We start from the raw sequence: 14,461 nt of genomic DNA, 5'->3' as shown, positions 1-14,461 counted from the left end.
TAAGGGAGTCTTTGTGATGATAAAAAAAGTATTAATAGCCAATCGTGGGGAAATTGCTGTACGAATTATTCGTGCTTGTAAAGAAATGGATATTGAAACAGTCGCAATTTATTCAGAAGCAGATAAAGAGTCACTTCACGTACAAATTGCAGATGAGGCGTATTGTGTAGGGCCAACCGTTTCGAAAGAAAGCTATTTAAATTTAACGAACATTATTAGTGTTGCGAAGTTAACAGGTTGCGATGCTATTCATCCGGGATACGGATTTTTAGCAGAGAATGCAGATTTCGCAGAGTTATGCCGTGAATGTAACTTAATTTTTATCGGCCCAAGTCCAGAAGCTATTTCAAAGATGGGCACAAAAGACGTTGCTCGTGATACAATGAAAGAAGCAGGGGTTCCGATTGTACCAGGTTCACAAGGGATTATTAAAAATACCGAAGAAGCGATTGAACTTGCTAATCAAATTGGATATCCAGTTATTATTAAAGCGACTGCAGGTGGCGGTGGAAAAGGTATTCGTGTTGCACGCCATGAAGAAGAGCTTGTAAAAGGAATTCAAATTACACAGCAAGAAGCTAGTACCGCTTTTGGGAACCCTGGTGTATACTTAGAAAAGTACGTTGAAGATTTCCGCCATGTTGAGATTCAAATAATGGCAGATACACACGGAAATGCCATTCATTTAGGAGAGCGTGATTGTACAATTCAGCGCCGCTTGCAAAAACTACTAGAAGAAAGCCCATCACCTGCACTTGATGAAAATGTGCGCAAGCAGATGGGTGAGGCGGCAGTAAAAGCGGCGGTAGCGGTTGATTATACAGGTGCTGGTACGGTTGAGTTTATTTATGAATATAAAACGAAAACCTTTTATTTCATGGAGATGAATACGAGAATTCAAGTTGAGCATCCGGTTACTGAAATGGTAACAGGGATGGATTTAATTAAAGAACAAATTCGTGTTGCTTCTGGAGAAAAGTTATCGTTACAGCAAGAAGAAGTACAATTTAACGGTTGGGCAATTGAATGCCGAATTAATGCGGAAAACCCTGCCAAAAAATTTATGCCATCTCCGGGTAAAGTAGAAATGTACTTGCCACCAGGCGGATTTGGTATTCGCGTCGATTCAGCTGTATATCCGGGATATTCAATCCCACCTTTCTATGATTCGATGGTTGCTAAATTAATTGTTCACGGAAAAACACGTGAAGAGGCAATTGCAAAAATGAAGCGTGCACTCAGTGAGTTTGTCATTGAAGGCGTACATACAACAATCCCGTTCCATTTGCAATTGCTAGATCATCCTGATTTTGTAAAAGGTGAGTTTAATACGAAATTTTTGGAAGAGCATGAACTTGTGACGCAGTGATACATTAAAGGAGGTTTTTTTTCATGGCTGAACATATGTTAGATATGGGTCAAGATACAACTCTTGGTAAAGTAGAAATTGCACCAGAAGTAATTGAAGTAATCGCAGGTATTGCAGCTGCTGAGGTAGAAGGTGTAGCGGCAATGCGTGGTAATTTTGCTACAGATGTTGTTGAGAAGTTAGGTAAGAAAAATCATGGTAAAGGTGTAAAGGTTGAATTAGCAAACGAAGATATTATCGTTGACCTTTATGTTGTGATGTACTTTGGCGTAGCAATTCCAGTTGTTGCACAAAAAATTCAAGACAACATTCGCCAGGCGCTCTTTACAATGACAGGGCTTGAGCCAAAAGAAGTGAATGTTCACATCGTTGGCGTAACATTCGAAACACAAAAAACAGAAATCGAACCAGTGTAAGAATGAAAAAGGTGCCTAGTAACATAGGCACCTTTTTTATCGTTTCATTTCTTCACAAATTAAAACCCTCTAATTATTATACTATTTCAAAAAATAAGAAAACAAAAAGGAAATGTTTCGTTTTTCCAAAAAACGTACATTGTGATAAGATATGGAACTTGAAGTTAATCTTTTTATTATTTTTCAGCCTTGTAACCCGTGTGTGAAACGATAAATTGTGTTATTATCATTGTATTATAAGGTTGGAAAATCAATGAAAACTGTAAGAGTAAGTGAATTGACGGCTTATAAATTATAATAATATAACAAAGCATAAGGAAAGACTTGAAGCATAAAGGAGAGTTACAATGAAACGTAGGACGGCTAGAGAAAGAGCGATGCAAGCATTATATCAAATGGATATTACAGGTGAATTAGAACCGAAAGTAGCTGTGGAAAACACGCTAGATGAAGGTGAAGAAACAAATGAATTTCTAGAATCACTTGTAGTAGGTTTTGTAGAAAATAAAGAAGTAATTGATGAAGCGATTCGTCAAAACTTAAAAAAATGGAAGCTTGAGCGTATTAGTATTGTTGATCGCAGTATTTTACGTGTAGCTGTGTATGAAATGAAATACATGGAAGAAATTCCACACAACGTAACAATTAACGAAGCAATTGAAATTGCTAAAACATTTGGGGATGAGGAATCTCGTCGTTTTATTAACGGCGTTTTATCTAATATAAAAGATACACTGTAATTTCTTTAAGGGGGAATCTTAAAATGGTAGCAGTAATCATCAAAGGAAATGAAGTTGCGGAGAAAAAACGAGCACAATTAACAGAAGAAGTTGTGAAGTTGAAAGAGCAAGGGATTGTACCAGGATTAGCAGTTATTCTAGTTGGAGAAGATCCAGCGTCTCGTTCTTATGTAAAAGGAAAAGAAAAGGGCTGTGAACAAGTAGGAATCTATTCAGAGCTAATTGAACTTCCTGAAACAATTACGGAGGAGCGTTTACTTGCTGAAATCGATCGCTTAAATGGCGATGACCGTATTAATGGTATATTAGTGCAATTACCTTTACCAAAACATATTGAAGAAAAAGCTATCATTGAAAGAATTTCACCAGAAAAAGATGTAGATGGATTTCACCCAATCAGTGTGGGACGCATGATGACGGGACAAGATACATTCCTTCCATGTACACCGCACGGTATTGTAGAATTAGTAAAAGAAACAAACCTTGATATCTCAGGAAAACATGTTGTAGTAGTTGGAAGAAGTAATATTGTTGGCAAGCCAGTGGGACAATTGTTCTTAAATGAAAATGCAACTGTCACATATTGTCATTCTAAGACGCAAAATATGAAAGAGTTAACGAAGCTAGCTGATATTTTAATCGTAGCTGTTGGACGACCTAAAATGGTAACAGCTGATTATATTAAAGAAGGAGCGGTTGTAATCGACGTTGGTGTAAACCGTTTAGAAACAGGTAAACTTTGTGGCGATGTTGACTTTGACAACGTGTTAGATGTTGCAGGTTACATTACACCTGTGCCAAAAGGCGTTGGTCCAATGACAATCACAATGCTTCTTCATAATACTGTTGAATCTGCTAAACGTGCAGGTGTCGTTTGTAAATAATTTGAGTCGGCTATGAGGAGAGAGAAATGGAGAAACAATATTTAACCGTTACAGCGTTAACGCGCTATATAAAAACAAAAATAGAATATGACCCGCATTTGCAGTCTGTTTGGTTAAAAGGTGAAATTTCCAACTTTAAAAATCATAGCCGTGGCCACATGTATTTTACATTAAAAGATGAAAATGCAAGAATCGCAGCGGTTATGTTTGCGGGTCATAATCGTAATATTAAATTCAGACCTGAAAATGGGATGAAGGTACTCGTGAAAGGGAAAATCTCTGTTTACGAGGCGAGTGGTTCTTATCAAATTTATATTCAAGACATGCAGCCTGACGGAATCGGAAACCTGCATCTAGCTTACGAACAACTAAAGGTTCGTTTAGAGGAAGAAGGCTTGTTTTCTCAAGTTTATAAAAAAACAATTCCTCCTTATGCTAAAACAATAGGTGTGATTACGTCACCAACAGGGGCAGCAATTCGTGATATTATAACAACGATTAAACGGCGTTATCCAATTGGAAATATTATTGTGTTTCCAGTACTTGTACAGGGGGAGTCAGCAGCTCCCTCGATTGTACAAGCGATTCGTACAGCGAATGAAATGGAAGAGATAGATGTCCTAATCGTTGGGCGCGGTGGAGGCTCTATTGAGGAATTATGGGCGTTTAATGAAGAAACGGTTGCAAGGGCCATTTTCAAGAGTGAAATCCCTATTATTTCAGCAGTAGGTCATGAAACAGACTTTACAATTGCGGATTTTGTTGCTGATTTACGAGCGCCAACACCGACTGCAGCGGCTGAACTGGCAGCGCCTAACATTATAGAGTTACAAGAAAAGGTATTACAAAGAACTCTAAGATTGCAAAGAGCAATGAGAGAGTTAGTACATAAAAAAGAAGAAAAACTACAAGTATTGCAAAAATCTTATGCGTTTCGTTATCCAAGACAAGTATATGAGCAAAAAGAAGAGCAATTGGATAGAGCGTTAGAACAGCTTGTGTTAGCGAAAGAGCGCTATATTGATAAAAAGGTAAATCAGTTAAAACAGCTTTCATTTTATTTAGAGAAGCACCACCCATCTCAAAAAATTATGCAAACAAAGGTAGCAGTTGAAACATTGCAAAAGCAATTGCAACGTGAAATGCAAACATTACTTCAAACGAAAGAATTTGCCTTTGTAAGAGCTGCTCAAAAACTTGAAGCGCTAAGTCCGCTTAAAGTAATGATGAGAGGGTACGGGCTTGTATATGATGAAGAGAAGCAAGTGTTAAAAAGTGTGAAAGATGTCAGCCTTGGAGATGCTGTTTCAGTTCAATTACAAGATGGAATACTAGATTGTAGCGTATCAGGCATAGAGGAGCGTGAATTGAATAATGGAAAATAAATTAAGCTTTGAAGAGGCAATTTCGCAACTTGAGCATCTCGTTTCTAAGCTAGAGCAAGGTGACGTACCTTTAGAAGAAGCAATTTCTTATTTTAAAGAGGGTATGGAATTATCTAAGCTTTGTGATGAGAAGTTGAAGAACGTACAAGAACAAATGGCAGTTATTCTTGGGGAAGATGGAGAGCTTGAACCGTTTACTGCTTTAGGAGATGAAGCATAGTGACAATTGCTTTTGATACTTTTTTGAAAGAAAGTAAAACTTTCGTAGAAGAGAAGCTTGTAAGCTATGCAAATGAATTGCAATGTCCAAATGTACTTCGTGAAGCGATGGCATATTCTTTGGAAGCGGGTGGAAAGCGTCTCCGCCCGTTACTTGTATTTGCAACATTACAAGCGTTTGGTAAAGACAGAAATCTTGGAGTAGGTGCAGCTTGTGCTCTTGAAATGATACATACATACTCGTTAGTTCATGATGATTTACCTTGTATGGATGATGATGATTTAAGAAGAGGGAAGCCTACAAATCATAAAGTATTTGGTGAAGCGATGGCAGTTTTAGCAGGCGATGGTCTATTGACGTATGCGTTTCAAGTTATTATGGCATATGAGCAAAAGGAAATCTCTGCTGAGAAAAAAGTAAGACTTGTACTTGAGCTTGCAAAAGCGGCAGGGCCAGAAGGAATGGTTGGCGGACAAGTGGCAGATATGGAAGCTGAAGGAAAACAGCTTACGCTTGATGAACTAGAGTACATCCATAAGCATAAGACCGGGAAACTACTTGAATTCGCGGTGCTCGCAGGGTCGATCCTTTCTGATGCTACAGAAGAGCAGGAAGAAAAGTTACTTGCGTTTGCAAAATATATCGGCCTAGCTTTCCAAATTCGAGATGATATTTTAGATGTGGAAGGAACCGAAGAAGAGATTGGAAAACCGATTGGTAGTGATGTTTCCAACGAAAAGAGCACATATACGACGTTATTTACTATAGATAGAGCGAAGGATATTTTAGAAGAAACAATTGCAAAAGCAAAAGATGCTATTGGTTCCTTGCAATTACAAGATGAATATTTACTATCTATTTGCGATTTGATTGCAAAACGTAATAACTAATATAACAGCGTTTTCATTTGTTGAGTCATTTATCATTTTATGATATAAATGTAGGAAAGGTTTTTCTTTTCTTGTTATTGGCAAAAATATATGTAGATTACATTGCCGTTATCACTTCGTGTTAGCGGCTATTTTTTTCATCGCCTAAAGAAATATGGTTTATAATAGGTTTAGGGCGCAATAGACTGGGTAATAGCAGGATAAGGTAAAAGATAAAAAAGAGAATTTCTTGTTTGGTGTAAATGTTTTTTATAATATTTGACATGTTGACAGATTATGAAATGAAAGTGAGTGATCCGTGTGGATCTAACGCAAATTCAAAACCCTAGTTTTTTGAAAGATATGTCTATTAATGAACTAGAGGAATTGAGTGAGGATATTCGTAAGTTTTTAATTGAAGAGCTCTCTCAAACAGGTGGACATATTGCACCTAATTTAGGTGTAGTAGAACTCACAATTGCTCTGCATAAATTATTTGATAGTCCGAAAGATAAATTTTTATGGGACGTAGGACATCAATCCTATGTACATAAAATTTTGACAGGACGTGCGAAAGAATTCGGCACATTAAGGCAATATCAAGGTCTATGTGGTTTCCCAAAACGTTGCGAGAGTGAGCACGATGTGTGGGAAACTGGCCATAGCTCAACATCATTATCTGCTGCAATGGGAATGGCTCTAGCACGTGATTTAAAGAAAACGAAAGAATATGTTATACCAATCATTGGTGATGGTGCTTTAACGGGCGGAATGGCTTTAGAAGCATTGAACCATATTGGACATGAAAAAACAGACATGATTGTTATTTTGAATGATAATGAAATGTCAATTGCGCCAAACGTTGGTGCACTTCATAATGTTCTTGGACGTCTACGTACCGCAGGAAAATACCATTGGGTAAAAGACGAACTAGAGTATATATTGAAGAAAATCCCAGCAGTTGGCGGGAAAGTTGCTGCGACAGCAGAGAAAATAAAAGATAGTCTTAAATATTTATTAGTATCCGGTGTCTTTTTCGAAGAGTTAGGATTTACATATTTAGGTCCAGTCGACGGACATGATTATGAAAAGTTATTCGAAACGTTGCAATATGCAAAGAAAACAAAAGGCCCAGTGCTTGTTCATGTTATTACGAAAAAAGGAAAAGGTTACAAACCAGCTGAGAGTGATGTTATTGGTACTTGGCATGGAACAGGACCTTATAAAATTGAATCAGGTGACTTCGTTAAACCGAAAGAAGTTGCACCAGCATGGAGTGCTGTTGTTAGTGAAACAGTACTTAAGCTAGCGAGAACGGATGAGCGTATCGTTGCAATTACACCTGCAATGCCTGTTGGATCGAAACTTGAGAAATTCCAAAAAGAATTCCCAGATCGTATGATTGATGTAGGTATTGCAGAACAGCATGCTACAACAATGGCAGCGGGTATGGCAACGCAAGGTATGAAGCCATTCCTAGCGATTTATTCAACATTTTTACAAAGAGCATATGACCAAGTTGTTCATGATATATGCCGTCAAAATTTAAATGTTTTCATCGGAATCGATCGCTCTGGTTTAGTAGGAGCAGATGGTGAAACGCATCAAGGTGTATTTGACATCTCATTCTTACGTCACTTGCCGAATATGGTACTTATGATGCCAAAAGATGAAAATGAAGGGCAACATTTAGTATATACGGCGATGCAATATGAAGATGGACCAATCGCATTACGTTATGCGCGTGGTAATGGACTTGGTGTTCATATGGATGAAGAACTAAAGGCGATTCCAATCGGTTCATGGGAAACGTTAAAAGAAGGTACACAAGCGGCTATTTTAACATTTGGTACGACAATACCAATGGCAATGGAAGCAGCTGAGCGTCTTGAAAAGGCTGGAATTTCAGTGAAAGTAGTGAACGCTCGCTTTATTAAACCGATGGATGAAGCATATTTACATGATCTCTTAGGAAAAAATATACCGATTTTAACGATTGAAGAAGCGTGTTTAATCGGTGGTTTTGGAACGGGAGTAGTTGAATTTGCGTCTGAGAACGGGTACCATAGGGCGTTAATTGAAAGAATGGGTATTCCAGACCGTTTCATAGAGCACGGTAGTGTAACAAAATTATTAGAAGAAATTGGTTTAACGACAGATGCTGTTGTAGACCGTATTCATACAATGATTCCATCAAAACAAAAAAGGGCGTAACAAATGAGTGCAAAAAAAGAAAGAGTAGACGTACTATTAGTAGAGCGAGGACTTATAGAAACACGTGAGAAAGCAAAACGCGCCATTATGGCCGGACTTGTATATGCGAATGAGATGAGACTTGATAAGCCAGGAGAGAAAATCCCGCAAGATACAGAGATTACGGTGAAGGGACAAGTTATGCCGTATGTAAGCCGTGGTGGTTATAAACTTGAAAAGGCATTAGAGACATTTCATCTGGATTTACAAGATAAAGTTATGATAGATATTGGTTCATCAACTGGTGGCTTTACAGATTGTGCACTTCAAAATGGAGCGAAATTATCTTATGCATTAGATGTAGGATACAATCAACTTGCATGGAAATTGCGCCAAGATGAGCGTGTTGTCGTAATGGAACGGACAAACTTCCGTTACGTGACACCAGCAGACTTAGAAAGTGGTTTACCGCAATTTGCTAGTATCGATGTTTCATTTATATCATTAAAGCTTATATTGCCAGTTTTAAAAACAATGCTTATGCCTAATGGAGATGTAGCAGCGTTAATTAAACCGCAGTTTGAAGCTGGAAGAGAGCAAGTTGGGAAAAAAGGTATCGTTCGCGATAGAAAAGTACATGAAGCTGTTGTAGAAATGATTGTCGAGTTTGCTTTAAAAGAAGGCTATGATGTGGAAGGTTTAACATTCTCACCAATTACGGGTGGGGATGGTAATATTGAATTTTTAATTCATCTGAAATGGCATGGTGAACGTGAGAATGGCGAAAATCATTCTCCGATTTCTATAGAGCAAGTTGTTACAGAAGCGCATGACGTTCTAAAACAAAAAGGGAAAGGGGAATAACATATGTTGTTCCTCTTTTTGCTGTAATTGTATAATGATTGTAAAAACAATTGTGTACAAGAAACGAATTATAAGTTAACATAAATAAGTGAAGTATACCAATGTTTAAACTATGGTAAGAGATAGTGTGAGGTGCAAATGTATGAATAAAGGTCAGCGCCATATTAAAATCAGGGAAATTATTGCAAACAAAGAAATTGAAACACAAGATGAATTAGTTGATATTTTACGTAATGAGGGATTTAATGTAACGCAAGCAACTGTATCGCGCGATATTAAAGAACTGCACTTAGTGAAGGTGCCATTACATGATGGGCGCTATAAATATAGCTTGCCAGCAGATCAACGATTTAACCCGTTACAAAAATTAAAACGAAATCTAGTGGATTCATTTGTAAAATTAGACACGGCAGGACATATGCTTGTGCTAAAAACATTGCCTGGTAACGCTCATTCACTTGGGGCACTTATTGATCATTTAGAGTGGGATGAGATCATCGGAACCATCTGTGGTGATGATACTTGCTTAATTATTTGCCGTACACCTGAAGATACAGGTGTTGTCTCTGATCGTTTCTTAAATATGCTGTAACAAAAAAATCTTGTTTGCTTTCCTCTGTAAAGTGGAAAGTGAACAGGATATTTTTATGGGTTAAAAACATGAATTTTTAATTGTAATATAATATTTTCTTTGAATAAAATAAGAAAATAGGTGGATTGACCCGTAAAACAAATGTTTGGTACAATGGAGCGGTTAGAAAAGTAATTTATACATACAAACATATAGTATGACTATTTGAATAAACAACTGAAAAAAGCCCTTAATAGGGGATTAGTTTATAACGAGGTGAATGGGGCATTGTTATCGGAATTATCGATTAGAAACTTTGCTATTATTGAAGCATTAAATATTTCTTTTCAAAAAGGTTTAACGGTTTTAAGCGGTGAAACAGGGGCTGGAAAATCGATTATTATTGATGCAATTAGTTTACTTGTAGGTGGCCGTGGGTCAGCAGAATTTGTTCGATATGGAACAGAAAAGGCTGAGATTGAAGGGCTATTTTATGTTGAAGATGAGAAGCATCCATGTATTGAAAAGGCAGAAGAGTTAGATATAGAAATAGAAGATGGCATGATTATTTTAAAGCGTGATATTGCTGCGAACGGGAAGAGTGTATGTCGTGTAAATGGGAAGCTTGTTACACTTAGCATATTAAAAGAAATTGGGAAAACACTTGTTGATATTCATGGACAGCACGAAACGCAAGATTTAATGAATGAAGAACGACATCTGTTTATGCTTGATCACTTTGATGGGGATCGAATCGTTAAACAATTAGACATATATCAAAACGTATACGCTGACTATGAAAAATTAAAAAAACAATTGAAATCGTTAAGTGAAAATGAGCAACAAATGGCACATCGCTTAGATTTAATTCAATTTCAACATGAAGAAATTCGCAAGGCGGATTTAAAGATGGATGAAGAAAATGAATTAACTGAGGAACGATTGCAAATTTCTAATTTTGAAAAGATTTATAAAGCGTTAGGTGATGCATATCGTTCGTTAAGTGCCGACGGACAAGGGTTAGATAATGTAAGAAGTGCAATGGGGCAAATGGAAAGTATTACACATTTAGATGAAGTGTATCAAGAGAATCATGATTCAATTGCAAATAGCTATTACTTATTAGAAGAGGTTGCCTATCAACTGAGAGAAAAGCTCGATATGATGGAATATGATCCAAATCGTTTAGATGAAATCGAAACACGTTTGAATGAGATTCGTATGCTAAAGAGAAAATATGGAAATACTGTAGAAGAGATTTTAGCGTATGCTGATAAAATTGAACAGGAAATTTTTACGATTGAAAATAAAGACGTTCATATTGAAACGACGAAGAAGCAGTTAAAGGAATTAGAAAGTGTTATTCTGAAAGAAGCAACGTTGTTAAGTAATATGCGTCATGAGCTTGCAGAGCACCTTACAAATGCCATTCATCAGGAATTAAAAGAATTATACATGGAAAAAACAAAATTTGAAGTGAGAATTATGAAGCGAGAAGGAAATGCAGAAGAGCCACTTGTGGAGGGAGCGCCGGTAAGACTTACGGCGGATGGCTACGATCATGTGGAATTTTATATTTCAACAAATCCAGGTGAGCCGCTAAAACCACTTTCAAAAGTCGCTTCTGGTGGAGAGTTATCTCGTATTATTTTAGCTTTAAAAAGCATTTTTTCTAAGCATCAAGGTGTTGCATCTGTTATTTTTGATGAAGTGGATACGGGTGTAAGTGGCCGGGTCGCACAGGCTATTGCAGAAAAAATTTATAGAGTATCAGTAAACTCGCAAGTACTTTGTATTACGCACTTACCTCAAGTAGCTTCAATGGCGGATTCGCATTTATTTATTCGAAAACAAGTAGCGAATGATCGAACAATTACGTCAGTTACCGTTTTAACTATGGAGGATAAAGTAACAGAAATAGCTCGAATGATTTCGGGTGTGGAAATTACAGATTTAACGACAGAACATGCGAAAGAATTACTTACGCAAGCGCATCATTTTAAACAGACAGCAGAGGCTATCCAGTAATGGATAGCTTTTTTTCTCAAATGATGATTTCTTAATTCTTCCGGTTATAAATAAAGCACTGCAAGGAGAGATTAAAAAGTGAAGCCAAGAGGCTGAATGTGGGGTAGGAGCGAGGAGAGTGAACAAATTGAAATTAGAAAGATTTCGCAAAATAATAGGTATTTTTCTCCTTGTTTCTTTAGTTTTTATTGGGTGTTTTAAACCGCTTCGGACGTTTATCTCATCCCCAAAACAACTTGTTGTTTTTGAAGGACAACAATCAGAAATAGCTTCATTACCAGTATTTAAAGCTGCATCAACAGATCGTCATGTGTTTACAGTAAGTTCAAATGAAAAAAAACAAGGACTTATGGTAAATTCTCATCAAAATGGTGAAGCAGATATGGTGTTTCAACTTGCTGGTTTTCCAGTGAAAAAAGTAAATGTGAAAGTGTTAAAAGATTTCAAAGTTATTCCAGGTGGACAATCAATTGGTGTGAAGTTAAACACAAAAGGGGTACTTGTTGTAGGCCATCATTTAATTCAAACTGAAAAAGGGAAAGTATCTCCTGGTGAAACAGCTGGTGTACAAATTGGAGATATGATTACTGAAATTAATGGCAAAACAATTGAAAGGATGAGTGATGTAGCACCATTTATTCATAATAGTGGTGAAACAGGTGAACCACTTAATCTTGTTTTGTTAAGAGATGGAAAACATATCCGCACTAAATTAACACCACAAAAAGACAGTGGAGAATCGTCTTATCGCATTGGTTTATATATTCGTGATTCGGCAGCTGGAATCGGAACAATGACATTTGTTCATCCAGATTCTATGAAGTATGGGGCACTTGGTCACGTCATTTCTGATAACGATACGAAAAAGCCGATTCAAGTCGAAGATGGACAAATTATGCGTTCGACAGTTACATCAATTGAAAGAGGTAGTCATGGGAATCCAGGAGAGAAATTAGCGAGGTTCTCACCAGATCGTGAAGTGATTGGTAATATTACAATAAATAGTCCATTTGGTATTTTTGGCAAATTGAATACAAATATGACAAATGGCGTAATGGATAAAGCAATGCCTATTGCACTATCTCATCAAGTAAAAGAGGGACCTGCAAAAATATTAACAGTTATTGCTCAAGATAAAGTGGAAGCGTTTGATATTGAAGTTGTTAGCACAGTGCCGCAAAAGTTTCCGGCGACAAAAGGCATGGTCATAAAAGTGACAGACAAACGTTTATTAGCAAAAACGGGTGGTATCGTACAAGGGATGAGCGGAAGCCCAATTGTACAAAATGGAAAAGTAATTGGTGCTGTTACACATGTGTTTGTAAATGATCCAACATCCGGCTATGGTGTTCATATCGAATGGATGTTACATGAGGCTGGAATTAACATTTATGATCAAGAAAGAAAAGCGAGCTAATTAATAATTAGCTCGCTTTTCTATTGAAAAATTCGTTGAAATTTTGTAAAAGCTCCGCAAGAGGTGTTTTTTGTTGTAAAATAAAAGAAAAGGGTTGAACGTTTCGTTGTATTTCTATGATGGAATGTGTTGCGAAAGAGAATAAATGAACGATAAACATATTTTTTTGTGATTTTATCGGAAAGTAACAAACTTTAAAAGGGAATTTTCACACAATTGTCGAACAATTCATGTAGCCTAGAAGGATACACATGTCGGAGAATCGATTCGGTAAGGGAGGAAAAGCTGTGGAGAAAATTAAAGTATGTCTTGTGGATGATAATAAAGAATTAGTATCAATGTTAGAGAGTTATGTAGCTGCTCAAGATGATATGGAAGTAATCGGTACTGCTTATAATGGTCAAGAGTGTTTAAATTTATTAAAAGATAAGCAGCCGGATGTACTTGTTTTAGATATTATTATGCCACATTTAGATGGTTTAGCTGTACTAGAGAAAATGCGACATATTGAAAGGTTAAGACAGCCTAGCGTAATTATGTTGACGGCATTTGGGCAAGAAGATGTGACGAAAAAAGCAGTCGACTTAGGTGCTTCCTATTTCATATTAAAACCATTTGATATGGAGAATTTAACGAGTCATATTCGTCAAGTGAGCGGTAAGGCAAACGCTACTATTAAACGTCCACTTCCATCTTTCCGTTCAGCAACGACAATAGATGGAAAGCCGAAAAACTTAGATGCGAGCATTACGAGTATCATTCATGAAATTGGTGTACCTGCTCATATTAAAGGATATATGTACTTAAGGGAAGCAATTTCTATGGTGTATAACGATATAGAATTACTTGGATCTATTACGAAAGTATTGTATCCAGATATCGCGAAAAAATATAATACAACAGCAAGCCGTGTTGAGCGTGCAATCCGTCACGCAATTGAAGTAGCATGGAGTCGTGGAAATATTGATTCTATTTCGTCCTTATTCGGTTATACAGTATCCATGTCAAAAGCAAAACCTACGAACTCCGAGTTTATCGCAATGGTTGCGGATAAGCTGAGACTTGAACATAAGGCTAGCTAATCGTTGTTGTATCAAGGCGTTAGGCATATTTCATAACAAAATTTAATAACCAACCAATTACATATGTAGGAAATAAAGTACATAGGTAATTGGCGGTTAATTTAAAAACCTCTTAATTATTGGGATTTTAATTCCGATAATTAGGAGGTTTTTTGTTGATAAAAAGCACACAATTATCATATCGAGATTTAGGTGATTTATCCCGCATTAACGGGCGATAAGACTCTTACCTTAAAATTCGGTGGGAGATCAACTGCCCGGAAACGCCCGATTGGTTCAAATAATAATCAATGGGGACGAACAAAATCCCACTGATTAAAGTTTCAGTTTATACTATATAAATCACTCCGAAAGAGTAAGGCGAATGCTTGATTCTGCAAAGAGGAAGTTAATTGAGGTTATATTTTGATAGGATTCTCGTTT

13 protein-coding genes are annotated in these 14,461 nt (G+C 36.9%); all 13 read left to right on the top strand.

The genetic code is table 11. The features are described from left to right. Positions 1 to 16: 16 nt before the first annotated feature. Positions 17 to 1,369, top strand: coding sequence for an acetyl-CoA carboxylase biotin carboxylase subunit (gene accC, locus ATN06_RS21335; protein ID WP_060632231.1), 1,353 nt, complete (start codon positions 17 to 19; stop codon positions 1,367 to 1,369). A 23-nt stretch (positions 1,370 to 1,392) separates the two neighbouring features. Continuing rightward, a complete protein-coding gene (locus ATN06_RS21330) occupies positions 1,393 to 1,785 on the top strand; it encodes an Asp23/Gls24 family envelope stress response protein (protein ID WP_000807630.1) in 393 nt (130 codons plus the stop codon). 347 nt (positions 1,786 to 2,132) lie between these two features. Next, on the top strand, positions 2,133 to 2,525 hold the full coding sequence (gene nusB, locus ATN06_RS21325; RefSeq protein WP_000830249.1) for a N utilization substance protein NusB: 393 nt from the start codon (positions 2,133 to 2,135) through the stop codon (positions 2,523 to 2,525). A gap of 23 nt (positions 2,526 to 2,548) precedes the next feature. Then, a complete protein-coding gene (gene folD, locus ATN06_RS21320) occupies positions 2,549 to 3,409 on the top strand; it encodes a bifunctional methylenetetrahydrofolate dehydrogenase/methenyltetrahydrofolate cyclohydrolase FolD (RefSeq protein WP_060632230.1) in 861 nt (286 codons plus the stop codon). 26 nt (positions 3,410 to 3,435) lie between these two features. After that, positions 3,436 to 4,794 carry an exodeoxyribonuclease VII large subunit gene (gene xseA, locus ATN06_RS21315; protein ID WP_060632229.1) on the top strand — a complete coding sequence of 453 codons (1,359 nt, stop codon included), beginning with the start codon at positions 3,436 to 3,438 and terminating at the stop codon, positions 4,792 to 4,794. Further along, on the top strand, positions 4,784 to 5,014 hold the full coding sequence (xseB, locus tag ATN06_RS21310) for an exodeoxyribonuclease VII small subunit (protein ID WP_000428423.1): 231 nt from the start codon (positions 4,784 to 4,786) through the stop codon (positions 5,012 to 5,014). Before xseA ends, xseB begins: the two co-directional genes overlap by 11 nt. Continuing rightward, positions 5,014 to 5,904 carry a (2E,6E)-farnesyl diphosphate synthase gene (ispA, locus tag ATN06_RS21305; RefSeq protein ID WP_060632228.1) on the top strand — a complete coding sequence of 297 codons (891 nt, stop codon included), beginning with the start codon at positions 5,014 to 5,016 and terminating at the stop codon, positions 5,902 to 5,904. The genes xseB and ispA overlap by 1 nt, the downstream gene beginning before the upstream one ends. A 300-nt stretch (positions 5,905 to 6,204) precedes the next feature. Next, a complete protein-coding gene (gene dxs / locus ATN06_RS21300) occupies positions 6,205 to 8,097 on the top strand; it encodes a 1-deoxy-D-xylulose-5-phosphate synthase (RefSeq protein WP_060632227.1) in 1,893 nt (630 codons plus the stop codon). Positions 8,098 to 8,100: 3 nt separating this feature from the next. Further along, entirely contained in the window at positions 8,101 to 8,940 is an 840-nt protein-coding gene (locus ATN06_RS21295) for a TlyA family RNA methyltransferase (RefSeq protein ID WP_060632226.1), read from the top strand. Between the two features lie 142 nt (positions 8,941 to 9,082). Beyond that, positions 9,083 to 9,532: an arginine repressor ArgR gene (argR, locus tag ATN06_RS21290; protein ID WP_001032581.1), complete on the top strand. Its 450-nt coding sequence runs from the start codon at positions 9,083 to 9,085 to the stop codon at positions 9,530 to 9,532. Positions 9,533 to 9,799: 267 nt separating this feature from the next. Continuing rightward, positions 9,800 to 11,539, top strand: a complete 1,740-nt coding sequence (gene recN, locus ATN06_RS21285) for a DNA repair protein RecN (protein WP_000947767.1) — start codon at positions 9,800 to 9,802, stop codon at positions 11,537 to 11,539. Between the two features lie 118 nt (positions 11,540 to 11,657). Continuing rightward, positions 11,658 to 12,956: a SpoIVB peptidase gene (gene spoIVB / locus ATN06_RS21280; RefSeq protein WP_060632225.1), complete on the top strand. Its 1,299-nt coding sequence runs from the start codon at positions 11,658 to 11,660 to the stop codon at positions 12,954 to 12,956. Positions 12,957 to 13,243: 287 nt separating this feature from the next. Then, positions 13,244 to 14,038 carry a sporulation transcription factor Spo0A gene (gene spo0A / locus ATN06_RS21270; RefSeq protein WP_033686380.1) on the top strand — a complete coding sequence of 265 codons (795 nt, stop codon included), beginning with the start codon at positions 13,244 to 13,246 and terminating at the stop codon, positions 14,036 to 14,038. The last annotated feature ends 423 nt before the right edge of the window (positions 14,039 to 14,461 follow it).

This window comes from Bacillus thuringiensis (assembly GCF_001455345.1).
GTDB lineage: Bacteria > Bacillota > Bacilli > Bacillales > Bacillaceae_G > Bacillus_A > Bacillus_A thuringiensis_N.
This window is presented reverse-complemented; position numbering and strand designations above follow the sequence as displayed.

Coding starts and splice junctions, on each gene's coding strand:
- accC (WP_060632231.1), top strand. CDS start 17: ATGATAAAAAAAGTATTAATAGCCAATCGTGGGGAAATTGCTGTACGA.
- nusB (WP_000830249.1), top strand. CDS start 2,133: ATGAAACGTAGGACGGCTAGAGAAAGAGCGATGCAAGCATTATATCAA.
- ATN06_RS21295 (WP_060632226.1), top strand. CDS start 8,101: ATGAGTGCAAAAAAAGAAAGAGTAGACGTACTATTAGTAGAGCGAGGA.
- xseB (WP_000428423.1), top strand. CDS start 4,784: ATGGAAAATAAATTAAGCTTTGAAGAGGCAATTTCGCAACTTGAGCAT.
- folD (WP_060632230.1), top strand. CDS start 2,549: ATGGTAGCAGTAATCATCAAAGGAAATGAAGTTGCGGAGAAAAAACGA.
- xseA (WP_060632229.1), top strand. CDS start 3,436: ATGGAGAAACAATATTTAACCGTTACAGCGTTAACGCGCTATATAAAA.
- ATN06_RS21330 (WP_000807630.1), top strand. CDS start 1,393: ATGGCTGAACATATGTTAGATATGGGTCAAGATACAACTCTTGGTAAA.
- argR (WP_001032581.1), top strand. CDS start 9,083: ATGAATAAAGGTCAGCGCCATATTAAAATCAGGGAAATTATTGCAAAC.